This is a genomic window from Halorientalis salina (assembly GCF_005049285.1).
Lineage (GTDB): Archaea > Halobacteriota > Halobacteria > Halobacteriales > Haloarculaceae > Halorientalis > Halorientalis salina.
In genome coordinates this window covers 100,496-122,834 of sequence record NZ_SOSC01000007.1, presented here as the reverse complement: position 1 = coordinate 122,834, position 22,339 = coordinate 100,496, and the positions used below count along the sequence as shown (strand labels likewise).

The 22,339-nt window shown below is 67.4% G+C and carries 24 protein-coding genes; 12 read left to right on the top strand and 12 right to left on the bottom strand.

The features are described 5' to 3' along the window. Entirely contained in the window at nt 1-1,161 is a 1,161-nt protein-coding gene (locus E2481_RS13485; RefSeq protein WP_136717679.1) for a hypothetical protein, read from the top strand. On the opposite strand, the gene E2481_RS13480 is transcribed toward E2481_RS13485, so the two are convergent. From E2481_RS13480 to E2481_RS13470, 3 genes are all read right to left on the bottom strand, one after another. Further along, the gene (locus E2481_RS13480; RefSeq protein WP_136717678.1) at nt 1,158-1,838 is read right to left on the bottom strand and encodes a heme exporter protein CcmB; all 681 of its coding nucleotides are present in this window, start codon (nt 1,836-1,838) and stop codon (nt 1,158-1,160) included. The two genes, E2481_RS13485 and E2481_RS13480, sit on opposite strands and share 4 nt — an antisense overlap. Then, entirely contained in the window at nt 1,835-2,542 is a 708-nt protein-coding gene (locus tag E2481_RS13475) for an ABC transporter ATP-binding protein (RefSeq protein ID WP_136717677.1), read from the bottom strand. The genes E2481_RS13480 and E2481_RS13475 overlap by 4 nt, the downstream gene beginning before the upstream one ends. A 61-nt stretch (nt 2,543-2,603) precedes the next feature. After that, a complete protein-coding gene (locus tag E2481_RS13470) occupies nt 2,604-2,972 on the bottom strand; it encodes a cytochrome c maturation protein CcmE domain-containing protein (RefSeq protein WP_136717676.1) in 369 nt (122 codons plus the stop codon). Between the two features lie 178 nt (nt 2,973-3,150). On the opposite strand from E2481_RS13470, the gene E2481_RS13465 reads away from it, so the two are divergent. After that, nucleotides 3,151-4,062 carry an acyltransferase gene (locus tag E2481_RS13465; protein ID WP_136717675.1) on the top strand — a complete coding sequence of 304 codons (912 nt, stop codon included), beginning with the start codon at nt 3,151-3,153 and terminating at the stop codon, nt 4,060-4,062. On the opposite strand, the gene E2481_RS13460 is transcribed toward E2481_RS13465, so the two are convergent. Then, complete coding sequence (locus tag E2481_RS13460) at nt 4,059-4,889, bottom strand: DUF4097 family beta strand repeat-containing protein (RefSeq protein WP_136717674.1); 831 nt, start codon at nt 4,887-4,889, stop codon at nt 4,059-4,061. The two genes, E2481_RS13465 and E2481_RS13460, sit on opposite strands and share 4 nt — an antisense overlap. Before the next feature lie 138 nt (nt 4,890-5,027). Between E2481_RS13460 and E2481_RS13455 the strand changes: the two genes are divergently transcribed. The 4 genes from E2481_RS13455 (at nt 5,028) to E2481_RS13440 (ending at nt 7,293) form a co-directional block, all read left to right on the top strand. Further along, nucleotides 5,028-5,297, top strand: a complete 270-nt coding sequence (locus tag E2481_RS13455) for a DUF7577 domain-containing protein (protein ID WP_136717673.1) — start codon at nt 5,028-5,030, stop codon at nt 5,295-5,297. A 36-nt stretch (nt 5,298-5,333) separates the two neighbouring features. Next, nucleotides 5,334-6,053: an Nmad3 family putative nucleotide modification protein gene (locus E2481_RS13450; protein ID WP_136717672.1), complete on the top strand. Its 720-nt coding sequence runs from the start codon at nt 5,334-5,336 to the stop codon at nt 6,051-6,053. Nucleotides 6,054-6,163: 110 nt separating this feature from the next. Then, entirely contained in the window at nt 6,164-6,850 is a 687-nt protein-coding gene (locus tag E2481_RS13445; protein WP_136717671.1) for an RAD55 family ATPase, read from the top strand. Further along, nucleotides 6,847-7,293 carry a hypothetical protein gene (locus E2481_RS13440; RefSeq protein WP_136717670.1) on the top strand — a complete coding sequence of 149 codons (447 nt, stop codon included), beginning with the start codon at nt 6,847-6,849 and terminating at the stop codon, nt 7,291-7,293. Before E2481_RS13445 ends, E2481_RS13440 begins: the two co-directional genes overlap by 4 nt. A 50-nt stretch (nt 7,294-7,343) precedes the next feature. On the opposite strand, the gene E2481_RS13435 is transcribed toward E2481_RS13440, so the two are convergent. The 3 genes from E2481_RS13435 to E2481_RS13425 form a co-directional block, all read right to left on the bottom strand. Next, the gene (locus E2481_RS13435; RefSeq protein WP_136717669.1) at nt 7,344-8,534 is read right to left on the bottom strand and encodes an SPFH domain-containing protein; all 1,191 of its coding nucleotides are present in this window, start codon (nt 8,532-8,534) and stop codon (nt 7,344-7,346) included. 72 nt (nt 8,535-8,606) lie between these two features. After that, the gene (locus E2481_RS13430; RefSeq protein ID WP_136717668.1) at nt 8,607-10,370 is read right to left on the bottom strand and encodes an excinuclease ABC subunit C; all 1,764 of its coding nucleotides are present in this window, start codon (nt 10,368-10,370) and stop codon (nt 8,607-8,609) included. Between the two features lie 39 nt (nt 10,371-10,409). After that, nucleotides 10,410-11,036 (bottom strand): hypothetical protein, encoded by a 627-nt coding sequence (locus E2481_RS13425; RefSeq protein ID WP_136717667.1) that lies wholly within the window; start codon nt 11,034-11,036, stop codon nt 10,410-10,412. Between the two features lie 123 nt (nt 11,037-11,159). Here E2481_RS13425 and E2481_RS13420 point away from each other — a divergent pair, with 123 nt between their 5' ends. Continuing rightward, a complete protein-coding gene (locus E2481_RS13420; RefSeq protein ID WP_136717666.1) occupies nt 11,160-11,426 on the top strand; it encodes a hypothetical protein in 267 nt (88 codons plus the stop codon). On the opposite strand, the gene E2481_RS13415 is transcribed toward E2481_RS13420, so the two are convergent. Further along, nucleotides 11,423-11,956 carry a Rieske (2Fe-2S) protein gene (locus E2481_RS13415; protein WP_136717665.1) on the bottom strand — a complete coding sequence of 178 codons (534 nt, stop codon included), beginning with the start codon at nt 11,954-11,956 and terminating at the stop codon, nt 11,423-11,425. The two genes, E2481_RS13420 and E2481_RS13415, sit on opposite strands and share 4 nt — an antisense overlap. A gap of 121 nt (nt 11,957-12,077) precedes the next feature. Here E2481_RS13415 and E2481_RS13410 point away from each other — a divergent pair, with 121 nt between their 5' ends. Together E2481_RS13410 and E2481_RS13405 are read left to right on the top strand one after the other, a co-directional pair. Continuing rightward, nucleotides 12,078-13,070, top strand: coding sequence for an ABC transporter ATP-binding protein (locus tag E2481_RS13410; RefSeq protein ID WP_136717664.1), 993 nt, complete (start codon nt 12,078-12,080; stop codon nt 13,068-13,070). Further along, nucleotides 13,067-13,918, top strand: a complete 852-nt coding sequence (locus E2481_RS13405; protein ID WP_136717663.1) for an ABC transporter permease subunit — start codon at nt 13,067-13,069, stop codon at nt 13,916-13,918. Before E2481_RS13410 ends, E2481_RS13405 begins: the two co-directional genes overlap by 4 nt. Nucleotides 13,919-13,966: 48 nt before the next feature. Here E2481_RS13405 and E2481_RS13400 read toward each other — a convergent pair whose 3' ends face one another. Together E2481_RS13400 and ligA are read right to left on the bottom strand one after the other, a co-directional pair. After that, nucleotides 13,967-14,593: a hypothetical protein gene (locus E2481_RS13400; RefSeq protein ID WP_136717662.1), complete on the bottom strand. Its 627-nt coding sequence runs from the start codon at nt 14,591-14,593 to the stop codon at nt 13,967-13,969. A gap of 269 nt (nt 14,594-14,862) precedes the next feature. Then, nucleotides 14,863-16,947 (bottom strand): NAD-dependent DNA ligase LigA, encoded by a 2,085-nt coding sequence (gene ligA / locus E2481_RS13395; protein ID WP_136717661.1) that lies wholly within the window; start codon nt 16,945-16,947, stop codon nt 14,863-14,865. A 143-nt stretch (nt 16,948-17,090) separates the two neighbouring features. Here ligA and E2481_RS13390 point away from each other — a divergent pair, with 143 nt between their 5' ends. Continuing rightward, on the top strand, nt 17,091-17,444 hold the full coding sequence (locus tag E2481_RS13390; RefSeq protein WP_250137825.1) for a hypothetical protein: 354 nt from the start codon (nt 17,091-17,093) through the stop codon (nt 17,442-17,444). A 16-nt stretch (nt 17,445-17,460) separates the two neighbouring features. On the opposite strand, the gene E2481_RS13385 is transcribed toward E2481_RS13390, so the two are convergent. Together E2481_RS13385 and E2481_RS13380 are read right to left on the bottom strand one after the other, a co-directional pair. Beyond that, nucleotides 17,461-18,573 (bottom strand): pyridoxal-phosphate-dependent aminotransferase family protein, encoded by a 1,113-nt coding sequence (locus E2481_RS13385; protein WP_136717660.1) that lies wholly within the window; start codon nt 18,571-18,573, stop codon nt 17,461-17,463. Nucleotides 18,574-18,675: 102 nt separating this feature from the next. Continuing rightward, entirely contained in the window at nt 18,676-19,398 is a 723-nt protein-coding gene (locus tag E2481_RS13380) for a hypothetical protein (RefSeq protein ID WP_136717659.1), read from the bottom strand. A gap of 236 nt (nt 19,399-19,634) precedes the next feature. Here E2481_RS13380 and E2481_RS13375 point away from each other — a divergent pair, with 236 nt between their 5' ends. Further along, on the top strand, nt 19,635-20,927 hold the full coding sequence (locus E2481_RS13375) for an O-acetylhomoserine aminocarboxypropyltransferase/cysteine synthase family protein (protein ID WP_136717658.1): 1,293 nt from the start codon (nt 19,635-19,637) through the stop codon (nt 20,925-20,927). Between the two features lies 1 nt (nt 20,928). Next, complete coding sequence (metX, locus tag E2481_RS13370) at nt 20,929-22,137, top strand: homoserine O-acetyltransferase MetX (RefSeq protein WP_136717657.1); 1,209 nt, start codon at nt 20,929-20,931, stop codon at nt 22,135-22,137. The last annotated feature ends 202 nt before the right edge of the window (nt 22,138-22,339 follow it).

The following is a 22,339-nucleotide window of genomic DNA, read 5'->3' as shown; positions in this document are numbered from 1 at the left end:
ATGTCACGCTCGCTGCTCACTCTGGCACTCGCGCTCGTCTGTCTCGTCACCGTCTCCGGCGTCGCCGCCGCGGCCTCGGTGACTGGCACTGTCAGCGTCGCCAACGGGACCGCCGACGGCGACCGCGTCACGGTCACGCCGTTGAACGAGAACTTCGAGCGGGTCGGCCAACCGGTCTCAACCACCGTCGAGAACGGCTCCTATCGTGTGACCGACGTCGCCGACGCGCCGCTGTACGTCGTGCGCCTGGAACACGAGGACCTCAGTCACTACGCGGTCGCCCGGGAACCGACCGCTGACTTCGAACTGTCGGCCGGACTGTCGGCCCGACTCGCCCGCCCCGACGGGACGCCGGTCACGAACACCTCGGTGACGGTGACCTCTCCCACAGGCCCACCCGTCGCACAGGTCCGAACCGGGTCGGACGGCCGGATCGCGCTCGACCAGTTACAGCCGAATCGGTCTTACCGGCTCCACACGCGGCTGTCAGGTGCACCGTACCGCTTTGCGCTCCAAACGGGAACAAATGCCACTGACGCACGACTCACGCTCCGATCGCCGACGACCGACGAGACCGTCCTGACGGCGACCGGCGGAAACCCAGCCAGTCACATCGTCCAGCCGGTCCAGAACGGCTCGACGACCCGCGTCGTCGAGACCATTCGACTGGAGAACACCGGGAACCGGCCGTTCGTCGGGGCGATCAACGTCGGCCTGCCGGACTCCGCGACCGTTCGCTCGGCGTCGATAGAGGGCCAACAGCTCCAGTACCAGCGGACGGCCGAGGGCCTCGCGGTGAACGCGTCGCTGGCGTCGGGGTCGACCATCCGCGCGTCCGTCCAGTACACGCTCGACAACGGGTCGCTGAACAAGCCGGTGCAACACGAGACCGACTCCCTCGCAGTCGTCTTGCAAGGGTTCGACTCCGCTGCAGTCGAGCACTCGTCGAACCTGCGCCTCCGCAATGCCAGCGGAATGCCGGTCCCGATGCTGACCAGCACGGACTCGCTGGCGCCCGGTGACAGCATCTCGGTCACGCTGCCGGGTGCCGGCGGACAGGGCCAGTCGAGTGGCTCGATGCCGCAGTTCCCGGCCGGTGCGCTCACGGCCGGATTGCTCGCGGTCGTCGTCGGCGGTATCGCGGCCTACCGAACCTTCTAATCGGCGACGACGGCCTCGAAGACGACCATTCCTGCGAGGAGGAGAATACCAGTGTACGCGACGAGCAGCCGCAGCCACGCGGTGAGGTCTCCCCCGGTACTCAGCAGGCGGGTGAGTTCGACCCCGGCCAGCAGGACGGGAATGACCAGGGGCACAAGCAGGATGGGGACGAGCGACGCCCGCAGGTTCGACTGCGCGGCGAGCAAGGCGAGGACGACGCCGACCGCCGAGAAGCCGAGCGACGCGACCAGAATGGTGCCCGTCAGCGCCGCGAGCATCGTCACCGGCGGCCGGTAGTTCAGGAACACCGTGATCGCAACCAGCGTCAAAAGCGAGACGCTCGCGACGAAGATCGTGTTGCTCGCGACCTTCCCGAAGTAGATGGCAGTGCGGTCGACCGGCGCGAGCAACAGGCCGTCGATGGCGCTGTCGCGGTTCTCGGCCGTGACCGCCTGCGTGACTGAGATCGTGCCTGCGAACACGAACGCGATCCAGAGCGCGCCACGTCCGAGGACCGTCAGATCGGAGACGGACTTGGCGAAGCCGAAGGCGAACGCGACGACGACCAGCAGCGCGAACACGAGCGACGTCGACAGTACGCGCTTGGACCGCACCTCGACGAGCAGGTCTTTGCGGACGACGGTCCACATCGCCCGCAGGTACGTCCTCGCACTCATGGCTCGGCCTCCAGACCGACTGCCTCCCGATAGGCACGCTCGAAGGCGTCGTGGTCGGCGTACTCGTCCGCTCGTTCGTCGAGTTGCACCCGGCCGCGGTCGAGGACGACGGCCCGGTCGCAGTGGCCGAACCCGCGGTCGAAGTCGTGGGTCGCCATGACGACGAGCCGGTCGCTGAACTCCGTGAGAACGCTCGACAGCGTCGCAGCCGCGCGCTGGTCTAAGCCGGCGTACGGTTCGTCCAGCAGGAGCACGTCCGGGTCGTGGAGGAGCGCCCGGGCGAACGAGAGCCGCTTGCGCATGCCGTGGGAGAAGGCGTTCGGGCGCTCGCTGGCGCGGTGTGTGAGACCGACCCGATCCAGCAGGCTCCCGCACCGGTCGGCGTCGACGCCGTGGAGACGAGCGTGGAGGCGGAGGTTCTCGCGGGCGGTCAGATCGTCGTACAGCATCGTGTCGTGGGTGACGACGCCGAGCCGTCCACGGATGGTTTCGGACGCCTCATCGAGCGGGTCGCCGTCGAGCCGTATCGCCCCTTCCGTCGGCGTGGCGAGCGTGGCCAGGAGTCGGATGAGCGTCGACTTGCCGGCCCCGTTCGGCCCGAACAGCCCGAGGAACTGGCCGTCGCTAACCGTCAGGTCCATCGACTGGAGCGCCACGAACTGGCCGAAGCGTTTCGAGAGGCCCTCGACGGCGAGATGGGTCACGTCGGATCACCGGCGCTGCCGCTCGAACTGCGCGGGGATGCGGCGCGGGACGCCGTGGCGGTCACGTGTTCTCGGGGCGCTCGGACCCCTCGTGTGCTCTGACAGAGAGCTGGCCTGCCTGGAGCCGTCCATCCTCGTAGACGCCCTTCGCGACGACGACGCGGCCCTCGCCCATCGTTTCCGGCATCGTCTTCTCGTAGACGACCGGCACGGACGCGTTGCCGTCGGCCACCTCGAACGTGATGCGCTCGCCCGTGGTGCTGAGATTCGCCACGCGCCCTTCGAGGTTGACGCGGTCGCCCTCGTGTGACCCTTCGTCGAGTTCCGTCGGCGAGACGAACTGCGTCGTCGTCGTCGACGTAGTCGTGAGTAATCCGAACAAGAGTGCGATGCCCACGCCCGCGGCGACGAGCTTGGTCTTTCGCTGCACGTTGTCTCGTTTCTGTCGTCGAGCGCGCTTCAATCTTCCGTGCCCGTCTGGAGCCGTGTACACGATTCGAGAGACTGCCGAACCGTCGGTGCAGGCCGGGAATTCGGGCGGTTACCTCCCGGTAACGCCCTCGAAGGCAACGAAAACCACTATCACTGGGCCGGTCTATCGAAGGGACATGACGAAGCGCCACGTCTCGTTGCCGCCCCTCGCCGAAGAGGGGCTCCGGGCGTTCATCTCGGAGGTCGACGAGCGACTCGCCAGCGACGAGAACACCTGCGACATCGTCGAGGACGTCCTCGTCGACCTCCACGGCGACCGGGAGGCCTACGAGCGCTGGCAGGACGGCGGGGACGTCTCGCCAGCCGAACGGGTCCGCCTCCAGGGGTACGACCCCTGTAACGCCACGCTCGAAAGCGAGTACTACGCCGAAGTCGAAGCCATGGACGATGGCGAGTTCGAGCGCTCGAAGTACCTCCAGTGGCTCTGGCGGCAGTTCGACGCCACGCCCATGGCCGACAACATCGCCTTCGCACTGCGCTTTCGCCAGATGCTGGCCGATCACCTCTTCGCGGAAGCCGGCGACGACCTCCGCCTGTTCAAGGGCATCAGCTTCACGTACGGGCACAACATCGAGATGGGCGACAACGTCGTCGTCCACGACGACGTCCACCTCGACGACCGTGGGAAACTCACGATCGGCGACCGGGTCTCCATCTCCGACAACGCCCACGTCTACAGCCACGACCACGATACCGTCGATCAGACCCACATCGACAACTACCACACGATCATCGAGGACGACGTGCGGGTCACCTACGACTCGATGGTCCGTGCCGGCGTCAGGCTCGGTGAGAACTCGATTCTGGCGGCCAAGTCCATCGCCGGGACCGACGTGCCCGCCCACCACATCGCCGCCGGACAGCCCGCCAAATCCATCGCCGTCAAGGACGGCTGGGAGAGCGTCGCCGAACCCGTCGAGAACGGAAACGAGGACAACCGGGAAGCCCGCCGCATCGAGTACGAGATCCCCGACAACCTGGACGTCTTCGACGAGTTCCAACGGGACCTCCAACCCCCCGACCGCTAGTCGAGCGCCGACAGCGTCACGTCGCCGTTGGTGGTTCGAGCGCTGAGTCCGTGCGTGCCGTCGCCGAGCGTCCCCGTGACGGAGCCGGTTCCGTTCGACCGGTCCGACAGCGACAACCCCTCGACGGTTACGTCGCCGTTGGTCGTCGCGAGGTCGACCGCGGCGTCGACGGTCTCCGGTACCGAGATCGTCACGTCGCCGTTGTTCGAGGAGAACGCCGCGTCGGCCCGCAGGTCTCGAAAGGCCAGGTCCACGTCCCCGTTCGTGCTCGTCGCGTCGTCGACGCCGGTCACGTCGCGAGCGACCACGTCGCCGTTGGTCGACCGGAGCGTGAGATACCCGTCCACGTTCTCGACGTCGACGTCGCCGTTCTCCGTACGATAGGTCCCGTCACCGCCGACACCGCTGGCGGTGACCTCGCCGTTGGTCGACTCGACCCGCTGTACTGAGAGCGACGACGGGACGGCCACGTCGAGGTCGACGCTGACCGTCACACCCGAGGACACGTCGGACCGGTCGACGCGGATCAAAAGCGTGCCGTCGGTGCGCTCGCTCACGACGCGGATCCGGTCTAACGTGTCGCTGTCGCCGCTGGTTCGCTTCGTGGCCTCGACGTCTACCCGGTCGCCATCTCCCGGTTCGAGGGTGATGTCACCGTTCTCGGTTTCGACGGCCAGTGCCGTCGCGTCGTTCTGACCGAAGGACGTCGCGGTCGTCTCCGAGGTCATCGTCGCCGGCATCGCACAGCCGGCGAGGCCGGCGAATGCGACGATTCCGGAGCCGAGCAGCCGTCGGCGCGAGACGGAGGGGGTCGAATCGGGGACCATACCACGTACAGTCGCATTCACTGACAAATGTGTGTCGGTTTCACGGTTCCGACCCGGCCGACGGGGCGTCACCGCGTTTTCGTCCTCGCGCCCGCACGCGTGGAAAGAGCCAAGTAGTGTGACAACGTACCGCACAGTATGGAGGTCTGGACCTGGATCATCGCCTACATCGTGGGGTTCAGTCTCCTTCAGCTGCTGGTGTACCGGTACTTCCGGGACAGCGAGCCGTCGGTCGAGGGGCCCTCACCGGGGTCCGGCGAGCGGTACGCGTCGGGTGATCGGCTGGAGCGGGACCAGTCCGGCAGGACGGCCAGCAACGACGGGGTCTACTGCCAACACTGTGGCACGTACAACGAGCAGAGAGCCACGTATCGATACTGCAAACAGTGCGTCGCGCCGATACGCTAGCGAACCGCTTTTCCCTGCCGTTTCCCAGACCAGGGTATGCACAGCGTCGCGATCAACGTCGCCGCCAACACCAACGAGCCCGGCGTCCGCGGCCCCCTCTTTCCCGACGGCTCCTTCGAGTACATTCCCATTCCCGAGTCCGAGCCGACGAGCGGAGCCGTCCCGACCTACGCCGACCTCGACATCGAGACGGCACTGCCCGAGGGGTACCGGGACACGCCCGTCCACCTCGACCCGGAGTTCGCCGAGTACCCGGGCTGTGAGCGGTACTCCTACGGCGACGAACACGGCGTGAAGGCTGGCCCGCTCTCGGACCTCTCGGCGGGCGACTACCTCTTTTTCTACGCGACGCTCTCGACCGACGCGGACCGCCCGGAGTGGGCCCCACCGGAGTGGGGGGCGTTCCTCATCGGCCAGTTCCGACTGGCCCGGGACGCGATCACGGGCGAGCAGTACCGCGACCTGCCCAGGGCCGAGCAGGCACCGTTCGCGAACAACGCCCACGTCAAACGCAGCGAGTTCGACGCGCGAGTGCTCGTGGTGGGTGACCCCGACGAGTCCGCCCTCTACGATACCGCCGTCCCGCTGAGTACGCGAACGGGCGGCACCGACGCCAACCGACTGGTCACCGAGCTATCGAGCGACTCCGGGAAGGGACCCTGGTGGCGTCGTCCGTTGCGGTTCGACGCCGACGCGACCGAACGACTCCTGTCCGTTCGGGCGACCCGGTCGTTCGACCGGTGTTTCGCGGAGTGACCGGGAACCGCGACCAGAGAGACCCGACCCCGTCGCCGTCTCTCGATTGTGTTCTCAATCGTGAGAACAGGGAGCAAACAACTATGGTCGGACGCGAGCGTGGTGGGCGTATGAGAGTTTCGAGTGGTGTCCCGGGCTTCGACGAGCTCGTCGAGGGTGGGCTCCCGGTGAACCGGCTGTACGTGGTGAGCGGGCCGCCGGGCAGCGGGAAGACGACGTTTTCCTCCCAGTTCATCACGGAAGGCGCGCGGAGCGGCGAGAACTGCCTGTACGTGACGATGCACGAGTCCAAGGCGGAACTCGTCAACGACATGGGGAACTTCGACTTCGGCTTCGAGAAGGTGATGCGCTCCGATCGGGTGCAGTTCCTGAACCTCGTCACCGAGACCGGAAAGCGGACCATCACCCAGTTCGGGAGCGAAGGGGGCCTGACCAACCGGCTCGCCGCGTTCATCGAATCGAACGACATCGACCGGGCGGTCATCGACTCGACGATGCTGCTCCAGCACTTCTTCGCGGACATGTCCGACGAGATCACGGGCTTTCTCTCCGCGCTGAAACAGACCGACACGACGGTCCTGCTCATCTCGGAGATGACCGACCCGACCTCCTACGCCGACGAGCACTACCTCGCACACGGCGTCGTCTTCTTCCACAATTACATGGAGACCGGCGGCATGACTCGCGGCGTCCAGATCATCAAGATGCGCGGGACGGCCATCGACTGTGACATCCACAAGATCGGCTTCTCGGACGACGGCCTCCGCGTGTACCCCGACGAAAAGATCAAACGATGAACCCCTACGAGGAGCAGTTCGGCACGGACTGGGACTCGCTGACCCGCGACGAGGCGATGATGCGCGCGTTCGCGCTCGGCGCTGCCGCCTCGCTGGGCCACGAGAACACCGCCGAGTACGAGGCGATCCAGGCCGAGATGGCGACGAACTACGACGCCAGCATCGTCGAACTCGCCTACGAGGAGGGAAAAGGCAAGACGAAACGGCAGATGGAGCGGACGGACGCCCGCGGCATGACGCTCTGGCGGCGCCTCCTCGTCGACGAGTTCGACGTCGAGCAACTCGACCTGGACGAGGAGATCGACGTCGGCGAGTTCGCCGACGCCATCGAAGAGGCCGTCCGTGCGACGGATTTCCCCTCCGCCGTCGCCGAGCGAACCGATGCCATCGACCACCCCGACCTCGACCCAGAACAGACCGAGTTCCCCGACTTCCTCGAGTGAAGTAGTGAGAAGTCACCCGAGAACACGTGCGGGAGCCACTGCAGTGGTCGTCAGGGTTCCTTTTGATCCATCTCGTCGATGATATCGTCCGGGTCCGCGACCTCGCTCCCGTTGGTACCCGAGCCACCGATATCGAGGTCCTCGCCGATCTCCCCGATGATCTCCTCGATGTCGTCGAGGCCGAGCATCTCGCGGGTCTCGGAATCGAAGTCCAGGCTGTCGAGGCTCTCGCCGTCTGACTGCACGTCGCTGCCGGTGAGGTGTTTGCCGTACCGACCCACCAGCGAGGACAGTTCCTGAGGGAGGACGAACGTCGTCGACTCGCCCTGACCGATCTCGGAAAGGGTCTCCATCCCCTTCTCGATGACGGCGCGTTCGCCCATCGACTCGGCGGATTTCGCCCGGAGGACCGTCGAGATGGCGTCACCCTGCGCTTCGAGGATCTGGCTCTGCTTTTCCCCCTGGGCGCGGATGATGTCGGACTGCTTGTCGCCCTGTGCTTTCTCGATGGCGCTCCGGCGTTCGCCCTGGGCTTCCAGGATCATCGCGCGGCGGCGGCGCTCGGCGGCGGTCTGCTGTTCCATCGCGTCCTGGACGTCCTGGGACGGCTTGACCTCGCGGACTTCGACCGATTCGACGCGGATGCCCCACTCGTTCGTGGGCGCGTCCAGTTCCTCGCGGATGCGCCGGTTGATTTCGTCCCGTCGGGACAGCGTGTCGTCGAGTTCCATGTCGCCCAGCACTGCACGCAGCGTGGTCTGGGCGAGGTTCGAGACGGCGCGCTCGTAGTCCTCGACCTCCAGGAAGGCCTTCTTGGCGTCCATCACCTTGATGTAGACGACGGCGTCCGCAGTCACGGGGGAGTTGTCCCGCGTGATGGCCTCCTGTTTGGGCACGTCCATCGTCTGGGTCCGCATGTCGTAGCTGTGGGTCTCCGAGACCAGCGGCGGCACGAAATTGATGCCCGGCTGGAGGACCTTCCGGAACGAGCCGAGGACGGTCAGCGCCTGCTGTTCGTAGGCCTGGACGATGACGACCATGCTGTTGACCACGACGACGGCCATGGCCAGTGCCAGCAGCCCCACGAATCCTGGCGTCCCGACGACGTCGCCGAACAACAGCAGGACGGCGAGCCCGGCGATGTAGACGGCGAGCCGCTTCGGCGTCAGCCCGCCCCCATCGCCGCCGGCGCTCAGTTGCCCCAGCTGGTAGGCGAGACTGTCCTGCCCCCTACTACTCATACCCATCAGTACACCCGTCTCCGTGTTAACTCCACCGTCCCATGAGAAAAGGAATACGTTACGGCGGTCGGGTCACAGCTGTGCGTCGAGCGTTTCGGCCGTCTTCTCGCCGACGCCGTCGACCGCCGCCAGCTCGTCGGGCGAGGCGTCCCGGACGTTCTCGACGCTGCCGAACCGCCGGAGGAGTCGCCGCCTGGTCTCGGGACCGATCCCCGGCACCTCGTCGAGCGCCGTCGACACCTCGTCCCGGAGCGACTGGTGGTACTGGACGGCGAAGCGATGGGCCTCGTCGCGCACGCGCTGGCAGAGGTGCAGGTGCGGGGCGTCGTCCGGCCAGTCGTACGTGCCCCGCGGGGTCACGACGAGTTCTTCCTCCTTTGCGAGCGCCACGACCGGCACGTCCCACCCGGTTTCCGCCAGCGCGTCCCGGGCGGCCCCGAGCTGGCCCTCGCCGCCGTCGATCAACAGGAGGTCCGGGTCCGGGCGCTCGTCTCTCCCCTCGCGTGCCCGCCTGGCGCGCCAGCGCACCAGCGCCCGCATGTTCGCGTAGTCGTCGTTCGTCTCGTCGAGTTTCTTGCGCCGATAGTCGCTCTTCTCGGGACTGCCGTCGACGAACGTGACGTTGCTCCCGACGACGGCTTTCCCCTGGGCGTGGCTCACGTCGAACCCCTCGATGCGTTCGACGGTCCCGTCGAGACCGAGCGCCTCGGCCAGGGCACCGCCCTCGTCCTGTCGCGCACCGACGCCGCGGCGGGCGTTCTTCAGCGCGAGGTCGACCAGTTTGGCCTCTCGGCCGGCCCCCGGGACTCTGACGTCGACGCCCTCGGCGGCCAGCCAGGCGTCCAGTTCCCGGTCGTCGGGCCGTTCCGAGAGCAGGATGGCGTCCGGGAGGTCCCGCTCGGCGTAGTACTGGGGAATGAAAGCGGCGAACACCGCGCCGACGTGGCCCATCGCGTCTGTCCCCTCGCCGGTCGGTGCGGCCAGGCTGTGGCGCTCGCGGTCGACCAGCTGGCCGTCCTCGGCGTGAAGCCTGGCGACGGTCGCCTCGTCGCCCTCGACGGTCGCACCGAGCACGTCCACCGAGCGTTCGCCGCCCGTCTCGCCCGTCGAGACAGCCTCGCCGCCCTCGCCGTGGAACGCCTCGACGGCTTCCAATCGATCGCGGAGGTTGGCCGCTCGCTCGTACTCCTGGTCCTGGGCGGCTCGCTCCATCTCGCGACCGATCGGGTCGGCGAGGATGCCAGTCTCGCCCTCGAAGAAGCGCCGGACGCTCTCGACGTCGCCCTCGTAGGCAGCATTCCCGATTTCGCCCGTGCAGGGCGCGGTACAGAGCCCGATGTCGTAGTCCAGACAGGGCCGGTCCCGGTTCGAGAACTTGTGGTCCGAACAGCCCCGCAGGCCGTAGGTCTCCCGGAGGGCCTTGACGACCGTCTCGACGCGACCCTTGTCCGTGTAGGGGCCGAAGACGGTGGCGTCGTCGTCCGGGTCGCGCGTGATCTCGATGCGGGGGAACGCGTGAGCGGTCAACTGCACGAGGGGATAGGACTTGTCGTCTTTCAGCCGGACGTTGTAGCGGGGCTGGTGGCGCTTGATGAGGTTGGCTTCGAGCAACAGCGCCTGTGTTTCGGTGTCGGTGACCGCCACGTCCAGGTCGGTCGCGCGCTCGACCATCCGGCGGATGCGCTGGCCCCGCGGGTCGGCGTAGGAACGCACGCGGTCCCGCAGATCGACGGCTTTCCCGACGTACAGGACAATGTCATCGTCGGTCAGGAACTGGTAGACGCCTGGCTCCCCGGGGAGATCGCCGGCTCGGTCGCGGACAGCAGCGGCGTCCATCTCGGCGCGGCCCTAGGGGCCCTCGCCGTATTTGCGTTGCTACTCGGGGTGTGGTCTGAGCGGGTCGTCCCGGGGTCGGGACTCGGACTCCGGGGCCGTTTCGAGGTGTCGCTGCAATCGACTGACGGCCGTTCTGGAGTCTTTCGGTGCGGGGACGTAGCAGTCGCCCTCGCCGGCGACGGTGATCCAGATCCCGTGTCTGCGGCTTTCGAGGTACATGCCGAACGCGCCGAGACACATGGCAAAGGCCAGCAGGCCGCCGACGAGCAGGACGTCGTCGACCATCCCCATCAGCCGAGAGATCGAACTGAGCATCTGCACGATGCTGGCAGTTCCGGTCCGTCCCGCCGCGGCGTCGGCGCTGATCTGACTGACAGAGATCAGTCCGCCGAAGTCCATCGTGTACCCGATGCCCACGCCGGCGATACCGGCGAGGGTCCCCTTCCCCATGTACCCCAGCCAGTCGCTGTCACCTTTGCTCTCGAACGTGACGCGCTCGACGTTGGGGCGCTCGATGGCCCGGTAGTTCGCGCCCTCCCCGTCGGGCGTGAACGCCAGCAGCCGCTGGTTGGTGACGGCGACGCCGTTGCCGCCAAAGGGGACGATCTCCTCGATCTCCTCGCCGTCCCGCAGTCGCTGACCCGCCTGCTGGCTCCACCGCTCCATATGTCGGCCGTTGTGCGCCGGCCCATATGAAATTCGCGCCGCGATTCTCGCCGTCGATATTCGTCCGCCGCGCGTCGGACGCGGATGCGTGGATACAAGCCCGACGGCACGGAACGCCAGTGTATGACCGACGACACCGAGCGACTGTGGCTCGTCGAGCGCAATTACAACGACAAGGGACTGGTCACCATCGTCTACGCCACGCCCGACGGCGAGCGGTTCCGCCAGAGCCACCGCTCCTCGCAGATGCTCTCGAAGAAGGGCGTCACCGCCGCGACAGAAGCCGATCCCGACGATCTCGAACCGGTCGAGGACGCCGACCGGCGCGAACGCTACGCCAAGGAAGCGACGCGTATGGCCGAGAACCACGATCCCGACGACGAGATCTAGAAGACGCAGCAGGCGTCGAACCGGTCGTCCGTCAGGTACACGTCGCCGTCCTCGACACTCACTTCGATCGGGGCGAGGGCGGCCCCCTGGCACGGTCCCGACGAACACTGGCCGTCGCCGCGGACGAACCGCGCGCCGTGTTCGTGACAGACCAGGTGTTTGTCCGTCACCAGCGCACCGTGGCCGGGATCGAGTCGGACCTCCGGCTTGTGCGGACAGGAGTTGCGCCAGGCGACGACGGCGTCGCCCTCGCGCCGGAGGATGAACTCCGTCCCGCGGTCGTCGGCGAGTCCCTCACACCGCATCGTCCCGTTGATCGGGACCTCGGACAGCGGCGCGACGTGGGTCGGATCGTCGCCGCTCTGCTGGCCGCCGGCCGCGGCTGATTCGGTTGCGGTCGACGACTCGGCCCCGTCGAAACTGAACGAGAAACTGGCCGAACCGGCGTCGACCCGCCCCGCGTCGTCGTACACGCGAACCGACTCCGTCTCGTCGTCGGTCGAGACGGTCACGCGAACGGGTTCGGACATACCCGACGGGAGCCGACCGGGACGGAAGTAGCTTCGGACTCCGGCCGCGTCCGAGCGGACGACCGGCGAACCTTTCGGTAGCCGAAGAACATCTATACGGGTAGCTGACAATATGGGGTCAATGGTTGCGATCGAGTTGGACGGTGTCGAAAAGCGGTTCGGCACCGTCAGGGCCCTCCGTGGGGTCGACCTCACGGTCGAGGAGGGGGAGATATTCGGGTTCCTGGGACCGAACGGGGCGGGGAAATCGACGACCATCGACGTACTGCTCGATTTCGTCCGGCCGACCGCCGGCAGCGCCCGCGTCCTGGGCCACGACGCACAGACCGAGTCCAAACGAGTCCGACAGCGTACGGGCGTCCTGCCGGAGGGGTTCGACGTGTACGACCGGCTGACGGCGCGCCAGCACGTCGCGTTCGTCGCCGAGTCCAAGGGCGTCGAGGCGGACGTGGTGGGCCTGCTCGACCGGGTCGGGCTGACCGACGCCGCCGACCGACCGGCCGGAGGGTACTCGAAGGGAATGGCCCAGCGGCTCGCGCTGGCCATGGCGCTGGTCGGCGACCCGGACCTGCTGATCTTAGACGAGCCGACCTCGGGGTTGGACCCCAACGGAGCGCGCGAGATCCGCGAAATCATCCGCGAGGAGCGCGACCGCGGCGCGACGGTGTTTTTCTCCTCGCACATCCTCGGCCAGGTCGAGGCGGTCTGTGACCGGGTGGCTATCCTGGAGGCCGGCGAGATCAGGACGGTCGACCGGGTCGACGCGCTCCGGGACAAGGCCGATTCCGAGGCCCAGCTCACGGTCACGGTCGAGGCCCTCTCCGAGGGAGCGCTCGCGGCCGCTCGCGAGGTCGCCGGCGTCTCGTCGGTGACGGCCGAGGACGGCACCGTCTCGGTGACCTGTTCGGGCGAGGCCAAACTCCCCGCGCTCAACGCGCTGGCCGACGAGGGCGCGACTGTTCGGGACTTCGTCACCGAGGAGGCGACGCTGGAGGACCTGTTCGTCGAGTTCACCGCCGAGGACGGTGCAACGCCGACGGACGACGGGACGGCCGCGAGCGGTGACGGCGCGGGCCACAGTAGCGCCCCCGACCGCGAGGAGGGACGGATATGACCTGGGTGGCCGTCGCCCGCAAGGACTTCACCGACGCCGTTCGCTCGCGGACGCTCTGGGCCGTCGGCGGGCTGTTCGTCGTCCTCGCGGTGGCCTCGTCCATCATGTTCGCCGTGCTGGGGTCGTCCTCGGGCACTGTCAGCCAGTCGGCGGGTCGCCAGACCATGGTCAACCTGATCCTCTTCCTGCGCGCGCCCGCCGGCTGGCTGGTCCCGATCACCGCCCTGCTGGTCGGCTACAAGGCCATCGCGGGCGAACGGGAGTCGGGCAGCATCAAACTCCTGCTCTCCCTGCCCCACGAGCGACGCGACGTGATGCTCGGGAAGGTCGTCGGCCGGACGCTGGTCGTCGCGTCGGCCATCGCCGGCGGGTTCGGTGCCGCGCTCGTGATCGGCCTCGTCATGTATCAGGGCGTCGCGCCGCTACTGTTCCTCGCCTTCGTGGTCTTCACCGTCGCCTTCTCGACGGCCTACGTCTCCATCGCGGTCGGCTTCTCGGCGGTCACCGCCTCGGCGAGTCGGGCCGCCGCCGGCGCGGTCGGTACCTTCGCCCTCTTCAATTTCGTCTGGAGCGTCCTGCCGAACGCCGCTCACCTCCTGCTGGAGGGGTCGCCGGTCCCCGACGCCGGGCAGTTCCCGACCTGGTTCGTGTTCGTCCAGCGGCTCAGCCCGAACGGTGCCTACGAGGGAACGATACTCCTGTTCCAGGGCGCGACGACGCTGGAGGCGAAACTGGGGGGTCCCGTTCCGTTCTATCTCAGTTGGTGGTTCGCACTGGTCGTGCTGGGGATCTGGATCGTCGTGCCGTCCTGGCTCGGATATCTCCGGTTCCGAGACGCCGATCTCTGATCGGCGATCGAGCGCGTAGAACGGTGCCCGCCGACGAGCGGGCGGCGATCACCGCAGTCGGCGGACGGCGAGGACGGCGACGGCGCTCACTACAACGACGAACGCCGCGCCGGCCCCGACAAGCACCGTAAAGAGTCCGGGGCCGCCGGCCGTACTCGGACCGGGAGTCGCCGTCTGGGAGGGGCTCCCGGCAGCGGACTGGTTGCGCTCGGGAAGCGCCGAGGGCGATTTCGTAACGCCGACCACCGTCGAACTATTGCCGACGCTGACGTTGTGGACGCCGATTTCGGTGAAGACGGTCGGAAAGACGACGTTCCGGGTCGCGTTCGGGGGCACAATCACGGTTCGCGTGGTGACCGGGGTCCCGTCGATACGCAGCGTGAGCGACTCGGTGACGGTTCGCATCCGCTCGTTGCGGACGATGGCGGATACGTTGACCGAGGCGTTCCGCGTGACGACGCGCTCTTCGATCGTCGTTCGGATGGTCTCTATGTGTCGGGTCGCCTCCTCGGTGTCGGTCTCGTTGTGCTGGCCCGGCAGGTCCGCCAGCATGTCGCTCTGGACGCTGTCGACGCTCGTCGTCTGCCCGACGGCAACGCCGGTAACCGCACTCACACCCAGCAGCAGCGTCAGTACCACCACGATCGACCCGATCAGTCGCTGTCGTCTGCTCATGTCTGTCTCCTCTGCAACGACGTGAACGGTCCGCGGAACTGGCTACCGTTGGCACACAGGGGCGGTCTGCGTGCTCGCCACCTGCAACCGCTGGTCGCCCCGATGGCGACCATCCCACCACGTGCCAACTGTCCCAGCCGCGCGGAACCGTCTATCGTTCGTTCACGGAGTCGTTTCTCGGAAGCCCCTAAATGTGTTGTCGTTTCGGACTTTCCCCGAACCTTATATCTTGTGAGGAAACCACACACGGCGAGAGCAGGAAAGGGTCCCTACAGCACGCCGTGTTCGGCCAGCATCGCCTCGAACTCGGCTTCGTCGAGTTCGGGGACGTCGTTGGCGTCGGCGTCCGCTCGCTTGGTCGCGCCGGGGTCGTCACCGACCACGAGGTAGTCGGTGTTGCCCGAGACGCTGCTGGTGGCCGACCCGCCGTGTTCCTCGACGAGGTCCTGTGCCTCCTGCCGGGTATACCCGTCGAGCGAGCCAGTGAACACGACGGTGAGGTCGGCGAGTTCGTCGCCGCCGTCGGTCTCGACTGGTTGGGGTTCGACGCCGTGCTCGCCCAATCCCTCGATGACGGCCCGGTTGCGCTCCGAGTCGAAGAACTCCCGGATCTCCCGGGCGACGACCGGCCCCACGTCGTCGACGGTGCGCAACTCGTCCTCGTCGGCGTCCATCACGGCCTCGATCGTGCCGAACGCTCGCGCGAGCGCACTGGCCGTCGTCGGGCCGACCTCCGGGACGCCGATGGCCGAGAGGAACGCGTCGAGGGGCGGCTCTTTCGCCGCGTCCAGTTCCGCGAGGAGGTTCTCGGCGCTCCGTTCGCCCCAGCCCTCCAGGTCGGCCAGTTCCTCGCGATCGAGATCGTACAGGTCGGGGAGTTCCTCGACCAGACCCGCCTCCAGTAGCTGCTGGATGCGCTCGGGACCCAGCCCCTCGATGTCCAGCCCCGTCCGGCTGGCGTAGTGTTCGATGGCCCGCTCCAGCTGTGCAGGGCAGGCCAGTCCGCCGGTGCAGTACGCCATCGGCCCCTCGCGCTCGACGGCGCTGTCACAGACCGGACAGCGGTCGGGGAACTCGAAGAAGCCCGCGCTGTTGTCCTCGACGACTTCCTCGACGTCGGGAATCACGTCGCCCGCGCGTTTGACGCGCACCCGGTCGCCGACGGCGACGTTCAACTCGGCGATCTCGTCGGGGTTGTGGAGGCTGGCCCGCGAGACTGTCACGCCCGCGACCTCGACGGGGTCGAGCAGGGCGACGGGGGTCAGGCGGCCGGTGCGGCCGACCTGGACGACGATGTCCGTCACCGTCGTCACCTCCTTGCGAGCGGGGAACTTGTAGGCGAAGGCCCAGCGCGGGGCGCGAGCGGTCGCGCCCAGCGCCTCGCGAGCCTCGCGGTCGTCGACTTTGATGACCACGCCGTCGATCTCGTAATCGAGGGCCTCGCGGCGCTCGGCGAGGCCGTCGCGGTAGTCGATGGCCGCCTCGATCGTGTCGACCGTTTCGACCTCGTCGGAGACGCGCAGGCCCCACGCCCGGAACCGATCCAGTTCCGCGGCGTGGCTGTCGGCCCGCTCGCTGGCGTCGAGCACGTCGAAGAAGAACATCGAGAGCGGGCGCTCGGCGGTCACCGACGGGTCGAGTTGTCGGAGCGTCCCCGCGGCGGCGTTGCGCGGGTTGGCGAAGGGGTCCTCGCCGCGTTCGACCCGTTCGGCGTTGTACTCGGTGAAGGCCGCTTTCGGGATGTACACCTCGCCACGCACCGCGAGGAAGTCCGGGTAGTCACCGCGGAGCCGCTGGGGGACGCTCGAAATCGTGCGGACGTTCTCGGTCACGTCGTCGCCGGTCTCGCCGTCCCCGCGGGTGGCCGCACGCTCGAAGCCGCCGTCCTCGTAGACGATCTCGACCGAGAGCCCGTCGAACTTCGGTTCGCAGACGTATTCGATCTCGCCCTCCCAGTCCGCCTCGGCCAGGCCCTCGCGGACCCGGCGGTCGAACTCGCGGACCGCCTCGGCCTCGCCGCTATGGTCGATCGAGCGCATGGGGACGACGTGTTCGACGGTTTCGAGTTCGTCCATCGGTTCGCCGCCCACGCGCCGGGTCGGACTGTCCTCGGTCTGCAACTCGAACGCGTCCTCCAGCGCCTCCAGCCGGGCGAACAGGTCGTCGTAGGTCGGGTCGCCGACGATCGGGTCCGCTTCGACGTAGTACCGGTAGTCGTGATAGCGGATCGCCTCGCGCAACTGGGCGGCCTGTTCGCGGGCCTCGCGCTCGTCGAGGGTCTCGACGGGGTCGAAGTCCGTCGACGGATCCTCGACGTAGGGGTTGTCCTCGGGCACTGCCTCCGTCTCTGCCATCGGCGGACCGATGCGCGCCCCGCTGGTAACTGTACCGCCTCGGGTTTTTTTGGTCATAGATACCATACCACAAATGGCCCCTACCCCGGTGTATCGACCGGTTACATGCGATTAGCTGCCGTATACTAATGGGAGATACACCCGTGGGTATTGGTACGATGTGGGGGAGTTTACTCCGCGATGGGGAGCGCACGTGGTCCCGGCTGCCGTGGCGGTCGGCCGACGACGGCGAGGGGTCGTCCAGCCGGTCGCAGGCACACCGTGGACTGGTCGCCCGGCTCCGAAGCGCCGTCACGGCCGCCGCGTTCTGGCTGGCGATACCGCTCCCCTTCCTCTACGTCCCCGTGCTGTTTTCCGGCCTCGACGGCCGTTCGGAGTATCTGCTGTTCGGCGCACTCCTCCTCGCACACGTCACGGCCCTCTCGCTGGGCCATCCGTACGGAACGGACGGAACCGACCGGCCCACTGGGGCCGACCGTCCCGAGGCCGCCGATTGAGAAGTAAAAACCGGTCTCAGAGGTCGGCGACGTCTTCGATGGCGTCGGTGAGTTCCTTGATGCTCTCGACGTCGTGTTCGCCCATGTGGCCGATGCGGAACGTCTTCTCGCCGAGCTGGGAGCCGTAGCCGTTCGAGAAGGCCATGTCGTACTCTTCGGAGACGGTCTCGATGGTCTCGGCGACGTCGATGCCCCGCGTGTTCTCGATACAGGACACCGTCTGGGACTCGTAGCCCTCCTCGGGGAACATATCGAAGTGCTCGCGAGCCCACTCGCGGGTGTACTCGGCCATCTCGCGGTGGCGCTGGTCGCGAGCCTCGTGGCCCTCCTCCAGCATGTGTTTCATCTGCTTGCGGTAGGCCAGCATGATCGGAATGGCCGGCGTCGAGTGGGTCTGGCCCTTCCGGTCGTAGTAGTCCAGGGTGCGCTGGAAGCCGCCGTACCACGAGGCCGAATCCTTCTCCAGTTCGCGCTCGTACGCGTCGTCGCTGACGACGCAGACGGCGAGTCCGGGGGGCATGGCGAACGCCTTCTGGGTGGACGCGAAGATGACGTCGATGTTGTGCTCGTCGATGTCGACGAGATCGCCGCCCAGGGACGACACCGCGTCGACGACGAAGTACGTGTCGGGGTACTCGGCGACGACGTCCCCGATCTCCTCGATGGGGTTGCGGATCCCGGTCGAACTCTCGTTCATCACGGTCGCGACCACGTCGTAGTGCTTGTCGCTGGATTCGAGTTCCTCGCGGATGTCGCCCGGCTTGATGGCCTGGCCCCACTCGTACTCGAGTCGATCGACGTCCTTGCCCAGTCGCTCGGCCACGTTGGCGTGGCGCTCGCTGAAACTTCCACAGGTCGGAACGAGGATGTTCTCGTCGACGAGGTTGAGCGTCGACGCCTCCCAGAACTCGGTGCCCGACCCCGTGAGGATGATGACGTCGTTGTCGGTGCCGAGGAACTCCTTCGTGTCCTCGACGATGGTCGTGTAGAGGTCCGTCATCCGGTCCATGCGGTGGCCGAACATCGGCTCACACATCGCCTCGATGACGTCCTCGCGCACTTCGGTCGGGCCGGGGATGTACAGCGTCTTGTCCTGGTAGTCGTCTCTGTATTCCTGTTTCTTGGTCACGGAACCACCTTGAGTAGGTGGACCCTCGAAGCGGGAAGGCATGGTAGTTTTGATACCGGTCAGGTCGCTCGCCGGGTCGGGAGTGCGGGCCGCGCCGCCCGCTCAGGCCCCGTCCAGCAGTTCGGCCAGTGGGTCGAGATGCCCGCGACCCACGACGGCGACGACGGAGTCCCCGTCCGGGAGAGTTCGAAGGCGCTCCGCCATGCACTCCTCCCGAGTTTCGTCCCGGAGCCTGACCGGTGCCGGCGGGTCCGCGACGCGCAGGAAGGAGAGACTCTGGGTGAACTGGGAGCGTTCGTCCTCGGCCTGCACCGTCGGCGGGTCCCGGAGGCTGCACTCGTGGTCGACCGGTTCGTCGACCTCCAGCCGGAGGCCCGTGAGCGACGCGACGGACGCGGCGAACCGACAGATTGTGGCGTGCTGGAGGACGCTCGTGACGCCGTCCGCGAGCGAGCGGATCGTCGAGAGCGAGGCGCGCTCGGCGCGGAGATTCGCACTCAGGGTCCGCACGAACCGCCCGTCGATTCCGTCGATCCCGACGACGCGAGCGTCCTCGGCGGCGGCGATGGCCGCGCTTAACTCCCCGCCGAAAGCCGGGATCGACCCGTCGCCGGCCGCGTACTGCTCGAACAGCGGGAGCGCGAGCGGCGGGGTTTCGAGCGCGAGCACGTCGGGTTGCAGTCGGTCGACGAGTTCGTGGACGCGGTAGCGACTGGCCGGGTGGTCGTGGACGACGCCGACGAGCCGTATCCGGCCGCCGGCGACAGTTCTGACGTGGTCCTCGTCGAGTCGCGGGTCGTCTGTGGAGGGACTATCGGCCGCCATCGTCTGTCGGAACGCTGCCAGTCGACCGGGATTAAGCTTGGCTTTCCGCGCTCGTACTTGCGGGTTACCTACGCCTATCCCCGCTGAGACGGCCGGTTTCGCCGCTTCGAGGGCGTGCGACGAAACGGAACGGACGACGCACGGTCCCGGATACGTACGGCCTTGGTAACTCGTGACACTGAGATATTTGCCGTAACTCGTGGTTATAGATGTTTAGAGAGATATGCGTGGTATACATGACTGACGACACGCGACGGTTCGGGACGCGGTGTGTCCACGCCGGGCAGGCGGAGGCCGACCCGGCGACGGGCGCGCGTGCCCCACCTATCTATCAGACGACGTCGTACGTTTTCGAGGACGCCGATCACGCGGCGTCCCTGTTCGCGCTGGAGGGCGAGGGCAACATCTACTCGCGCTTTCACAACCCGACGGTGCGGACCTTAGAGCGGCGGCTGGCGTCGCTGGAGAACGGCATCGACGCCGTCGCGACCGGGAGCGGACTGGCGGCGCTCGACGCCGCGACGACCGTCCTCGCGGACGCGGGCGACAACGTGGTGTCGGCCTCCTCTATCTACGGCGGCACCCACACGTATCTCTCGCATACGGCCCGCCGGCGCGGGATCGAGGCCCGGTTCGTCGACACGCTCGATTACGCGGCCTACGACGACGCCATCGACGACGAGACCGCCTACGTCCACTGCGAGACGATCGGAAATCCCTCGCTCATCACTCCCGATTTCGAGGAGTTGGCGGCCGTCTGCGAGGACAACGACGTCCCGCTGTTCGTCGACAACACGTTCGGGACGCCCGCGCTGTGTAACCCCCTCGACCACGGCGCGGACATCGTCTGGGAGTCGACGACCAAGTGGATCCACGGCTCGGGAACGACCGTCGGCGGCGTCCTCGTCGACGGCGGGTCGTTCCCCTGGGGCGAGTACCCCGACCGGTACCCCGAGATCGGCGCGCCCAACCCCGCGTTCAACGGGACCAACTTCAGCGAGCACTTCGGCGAGAACGCCTTCTCGGCGGCCGCCCGCTACCGCGCCCTGCGAACCCTCGGGGACGGACAGGCCCCCTTCGACGCCTGGCAGACCCTCCAGGGGAGCGAGACCCTCTCGCTGCGGATGGAACGCCACTGCGAGAACGCGATGGCCGTCGCCGAGTACCTCGGCGACCACCCCGACGTGGCCTGGGTCACCTACCCCGGCCTGGAGAGCCACGAGACCCACGACAACGCCAGCGAGTACCTTACGGGCGGCTACGGCGGCATGATCGCCTTCGGCCTGGAGGGCGGATACGAGTCCGGCCGGGACTTCTGCGAAGCGGTCGAACTCGGCCAGTTCCTCGCGAACGTCGGCGACGCCAAGACACTGGTCGTCCACCCGGCCAGCACGACCCACGCGCAGTTGACCGAGGAGGAACAGCGCGCCAGCGGCGTCACGCCCGACCTCGTGCGCCTGTCGGTCGGGATCGAGGACGCCGAGGACATCGTCGCGGACCTGGACCGCGCAATCGCGGGGGAGGCGTAGGATGGAGACCGACCACGACACCGTCTCGCTCGGCGAGTTCGAGTTCGAGTGCGGCGAGTCCATCCCGGATCTGGAACTGGCCTACGAGGCCTACGGGGAGTTCACCGGCGACAACGCGGTGCTGGTCTGTCACGCCCTGACCGGCAGCGCCCACGTCGCGGGCCACCGCGGCGGCCAGGGCACCGCCGGCCAGGCCCGGGCCTGGTGGGACGACATCGTCGGCCCGGGCAAGGCCATCGACACCACCGAGTACTACGTCGTCTGTGCGAACGTCCCCGGCTCCTGTTACGGCTCCTCCGGCCCGGCCAGCGAGAACCCCGAGACCGGCGAGCCCTACGGGACGGACTTTCCCGCAGTGACCGTCGGCGACTGGACCGAGGCCCAGCGCCTGCTGCTGGACGAACTCGGCATCCCCGCGCTCCACGCCGTCGTCGGCGGGTCGGTCGGCGGGATGAACGCCATCGACTGGGCGAAACGCCACCCCGACCACGTCGAGCGGGTCGTCCCCATCGCGGCCGCGGCCCGCCTGGACCCGCAGTGTCTCGCGCTCGACGCCATCGCCCGCCGGGCCATCACCACCGACGACGACTGGCAGGGCGGGGACTACTACGGCACCGACGCCGCGCCGACCGACGGGCTGTCGATGGCCCGCCAGCTCGGCCACGTGATGTACCTCTCGAAGGCCTCGATGGAGGCCAAGTTCGGCCGCCGTGCCGCGGGCCGAGACGCCATGCGCTCGTTCCCGGTCGACCCCGCGGGCACGTACTTCCCCTACCGGGACGTGGAGTCGTATCTGGACTACCAGGCCGAGAAGTTCGTCGAGCGCTTCGACGCCAACAGCTACCTCTACCTGACGCGCGCGATGGACAACTACGACCTCTCGGCGGGCTTCGAGGGCGACGCCGACGCGCTCGCTGCCTTCGAAGGCGAGGCGCTGGTGATGTCCTTCACCGGCGACTGGCACTTCACGACCGAGCAGGCCGAGGAACTGGCCGACGCGCTGCGGGCCGTCGATCAACCCGTCGCCCACCACGTCATCGAGTCCGACCACGGCCACGACGCCTTCCTGGTCGAACCCGAGAAGGTCGGTCCGCCACTCGCCGACTTCCTCGAAGACGGCGTCGAGGGGACGGCCATCACCGACACGAAGGAGAGCGAGGACGACTCCAGCGAGTTCGCGCCGGTCCACACGAGTCTGTTCTCGGACTGAGCCGCCTTTTCTCTGGGCCCCCGGCTCGCGGGATGACTCTCGACTTCTCTGCAGACGGGTGCGCCACGCCAGTTCGCGTTGGCCGAGGAGTGCCTCACCTACTGTCAAAAAAACGATTACTGTCGGCGTGACGGGACCTGCAGTCCGCAGTGGTGTCAGAGATACGGGCGGAACTCGCGGGTTAGCATAGGTATAATGGTAT

What these genes read in the sequence shown, in the direction of transcription:
- E2481_RS13465 (WP_136717675.1), top strand. Translation starts at nt 3,151, where the DNA reads ATGACGAAGCGCCACGTCTCGTTGCCGCCCCTCGCCGAAGAGGGGCTC.
- ligA (WP_136717661.1), bottom strand. Translation starts at nt 16,947, where the DNA reads ATGGCAGAGACGGAGGCAGTGCCCGAGGACAACCCCTACGTCGAGGAT.
- E2481_RS13405 (WP_136717663.1), top strand. Translation starts at nt 13,067, where the DNA reads ATGACCTGGGTGGCCGTCGCCCGCAAGGACTTCACCGACGCCGTTCGC.
- E2481_RS13380 (WP_136717659.1), bottom strand. Translation starts at nt 19,398, where the DNA reads ATGGCGGCCGATAGTCCCTCCACAGACGACCCGCGACTCGACGAGGAC.
- E2481_RS13425 (WP_136717667.1), bottom strand. Translation starts at nt 11,036, where the DNA reads ATGGAGCGGTGGAGCCAGCAGGCGGGTCAGCGACTGCGGGACGGCGAG.
- metX (WP_136717657.1), top strand. Translation starts at nt 20,929, where the DNA reads ATGGAGACCGACCACGACACCGTCTCGCTCGGCGAGTTCGAGTTCGAG.
- E2481_RS13485 (WP_136717679.1), top strand. Translation starts at nt 1, where the DNA reads ATGTCACGCTCGCTGCTCACTCTGGCACTCGCGCTCGTCTGTCTCGTC.
- E2481_RS13415 (WP_136717665.1), bottom strand. Translation starts at nt 11,956, where the DNA reads ATGTCCGAACCCGTTCGCGTGACCGTCTCGACCGACGACGAGACGGAG.
- E2481_RS13480 (WP_136717678.1), bottom strand. Translation starts at nt 1,838, where the DNA reads ATGAGTGCGAGGACGTACCTGCGGGCGATGTGGACCGTCGTCCGCAAA.
- E2481_RS13460 (WP_136717674.1), bottom strand. Translation starts at nt 4,889, where the DNA reads ATGGTCCCCGATTCGACCCCCTCCGTCTCGCGCCGACGGCTGCTCGGC.
- E2481_RS13455 (WP_136717673.1), top strand. Translation starts at nt 5,028, where the DNA reads ATGGAGGTCTGGACCTGGATCATCGCCTACATCGTGGGGTTCAGTCTC.
- E2481_RS13410 (WP_136717664.1), top strand. Translation starts at nt 12,078, where the DNA reads ATGGTTGCGATCGAGTTGGACGGTGTCGAAAAGCGGTTCGGCACCGTC.
- E2481_RS13440 (WP_136717670.1), top strand. Translation starts at nt 6,847, where the DNA reads ATGAACCCCTACGAGGAGCAGTTCGGCACGGACTGGGACTCGCTGACC.
- E2481_RS13430 (WP_136717668.1), bottom strand. Translation starts at nt 10,370, where the DNA reads ATGGACGCCGCTGCTGTCCGCGACCGAGCCGGCGATCTCCCCGGGGAG.
- E2481_RS13375 (WP_136717658.1), top strand. Translation starts at nt 19,635, where the DNA reads ATGACTGACGACACGCGACGGTTCGGGACGCGGTGTGTCCACGCCGGG.
- E2481_RS13445 (WP_136717671.1), top strand. Translation starts at nt 6,164, where the DNA reads ATGAGAGTTTCGAGTGGTGTCCCGGGCTTCGACGAGCTCGTCGAGGGT.
- E2481_RS13435 (WP_136717669.1), bottom strand. Translation starts at nt 8,534, where the DNA reads ATGAGTAGTAGGGGGCAGGACAGTCTCGCCTACCAGCTGGGGCAACTG.
- E2481_RS13400 (WP_136717662.1), bottom strand. Translation starts at nt 14,593, where the DNA reads ATGAGCAGACGACAGCGACTGATCGGGTCGATCGTGGTGGTACTGACG.
- E2481_RS13420 (WP_136717666.1), top strand. Translation starts at nt 11,160, where the DNA reads ATGACCGACGACACCGAGCGACTGTGGCTCGTCGAGCGCAATTACAAC.
- E2481_RS13450 (WP_136717672.1), top strand. Translation starts at nt 5,334, where the DNA reads ATGCACAGCGTCGCGATCAACGTCGCCGCCAACACCAACGAGCCCGGC.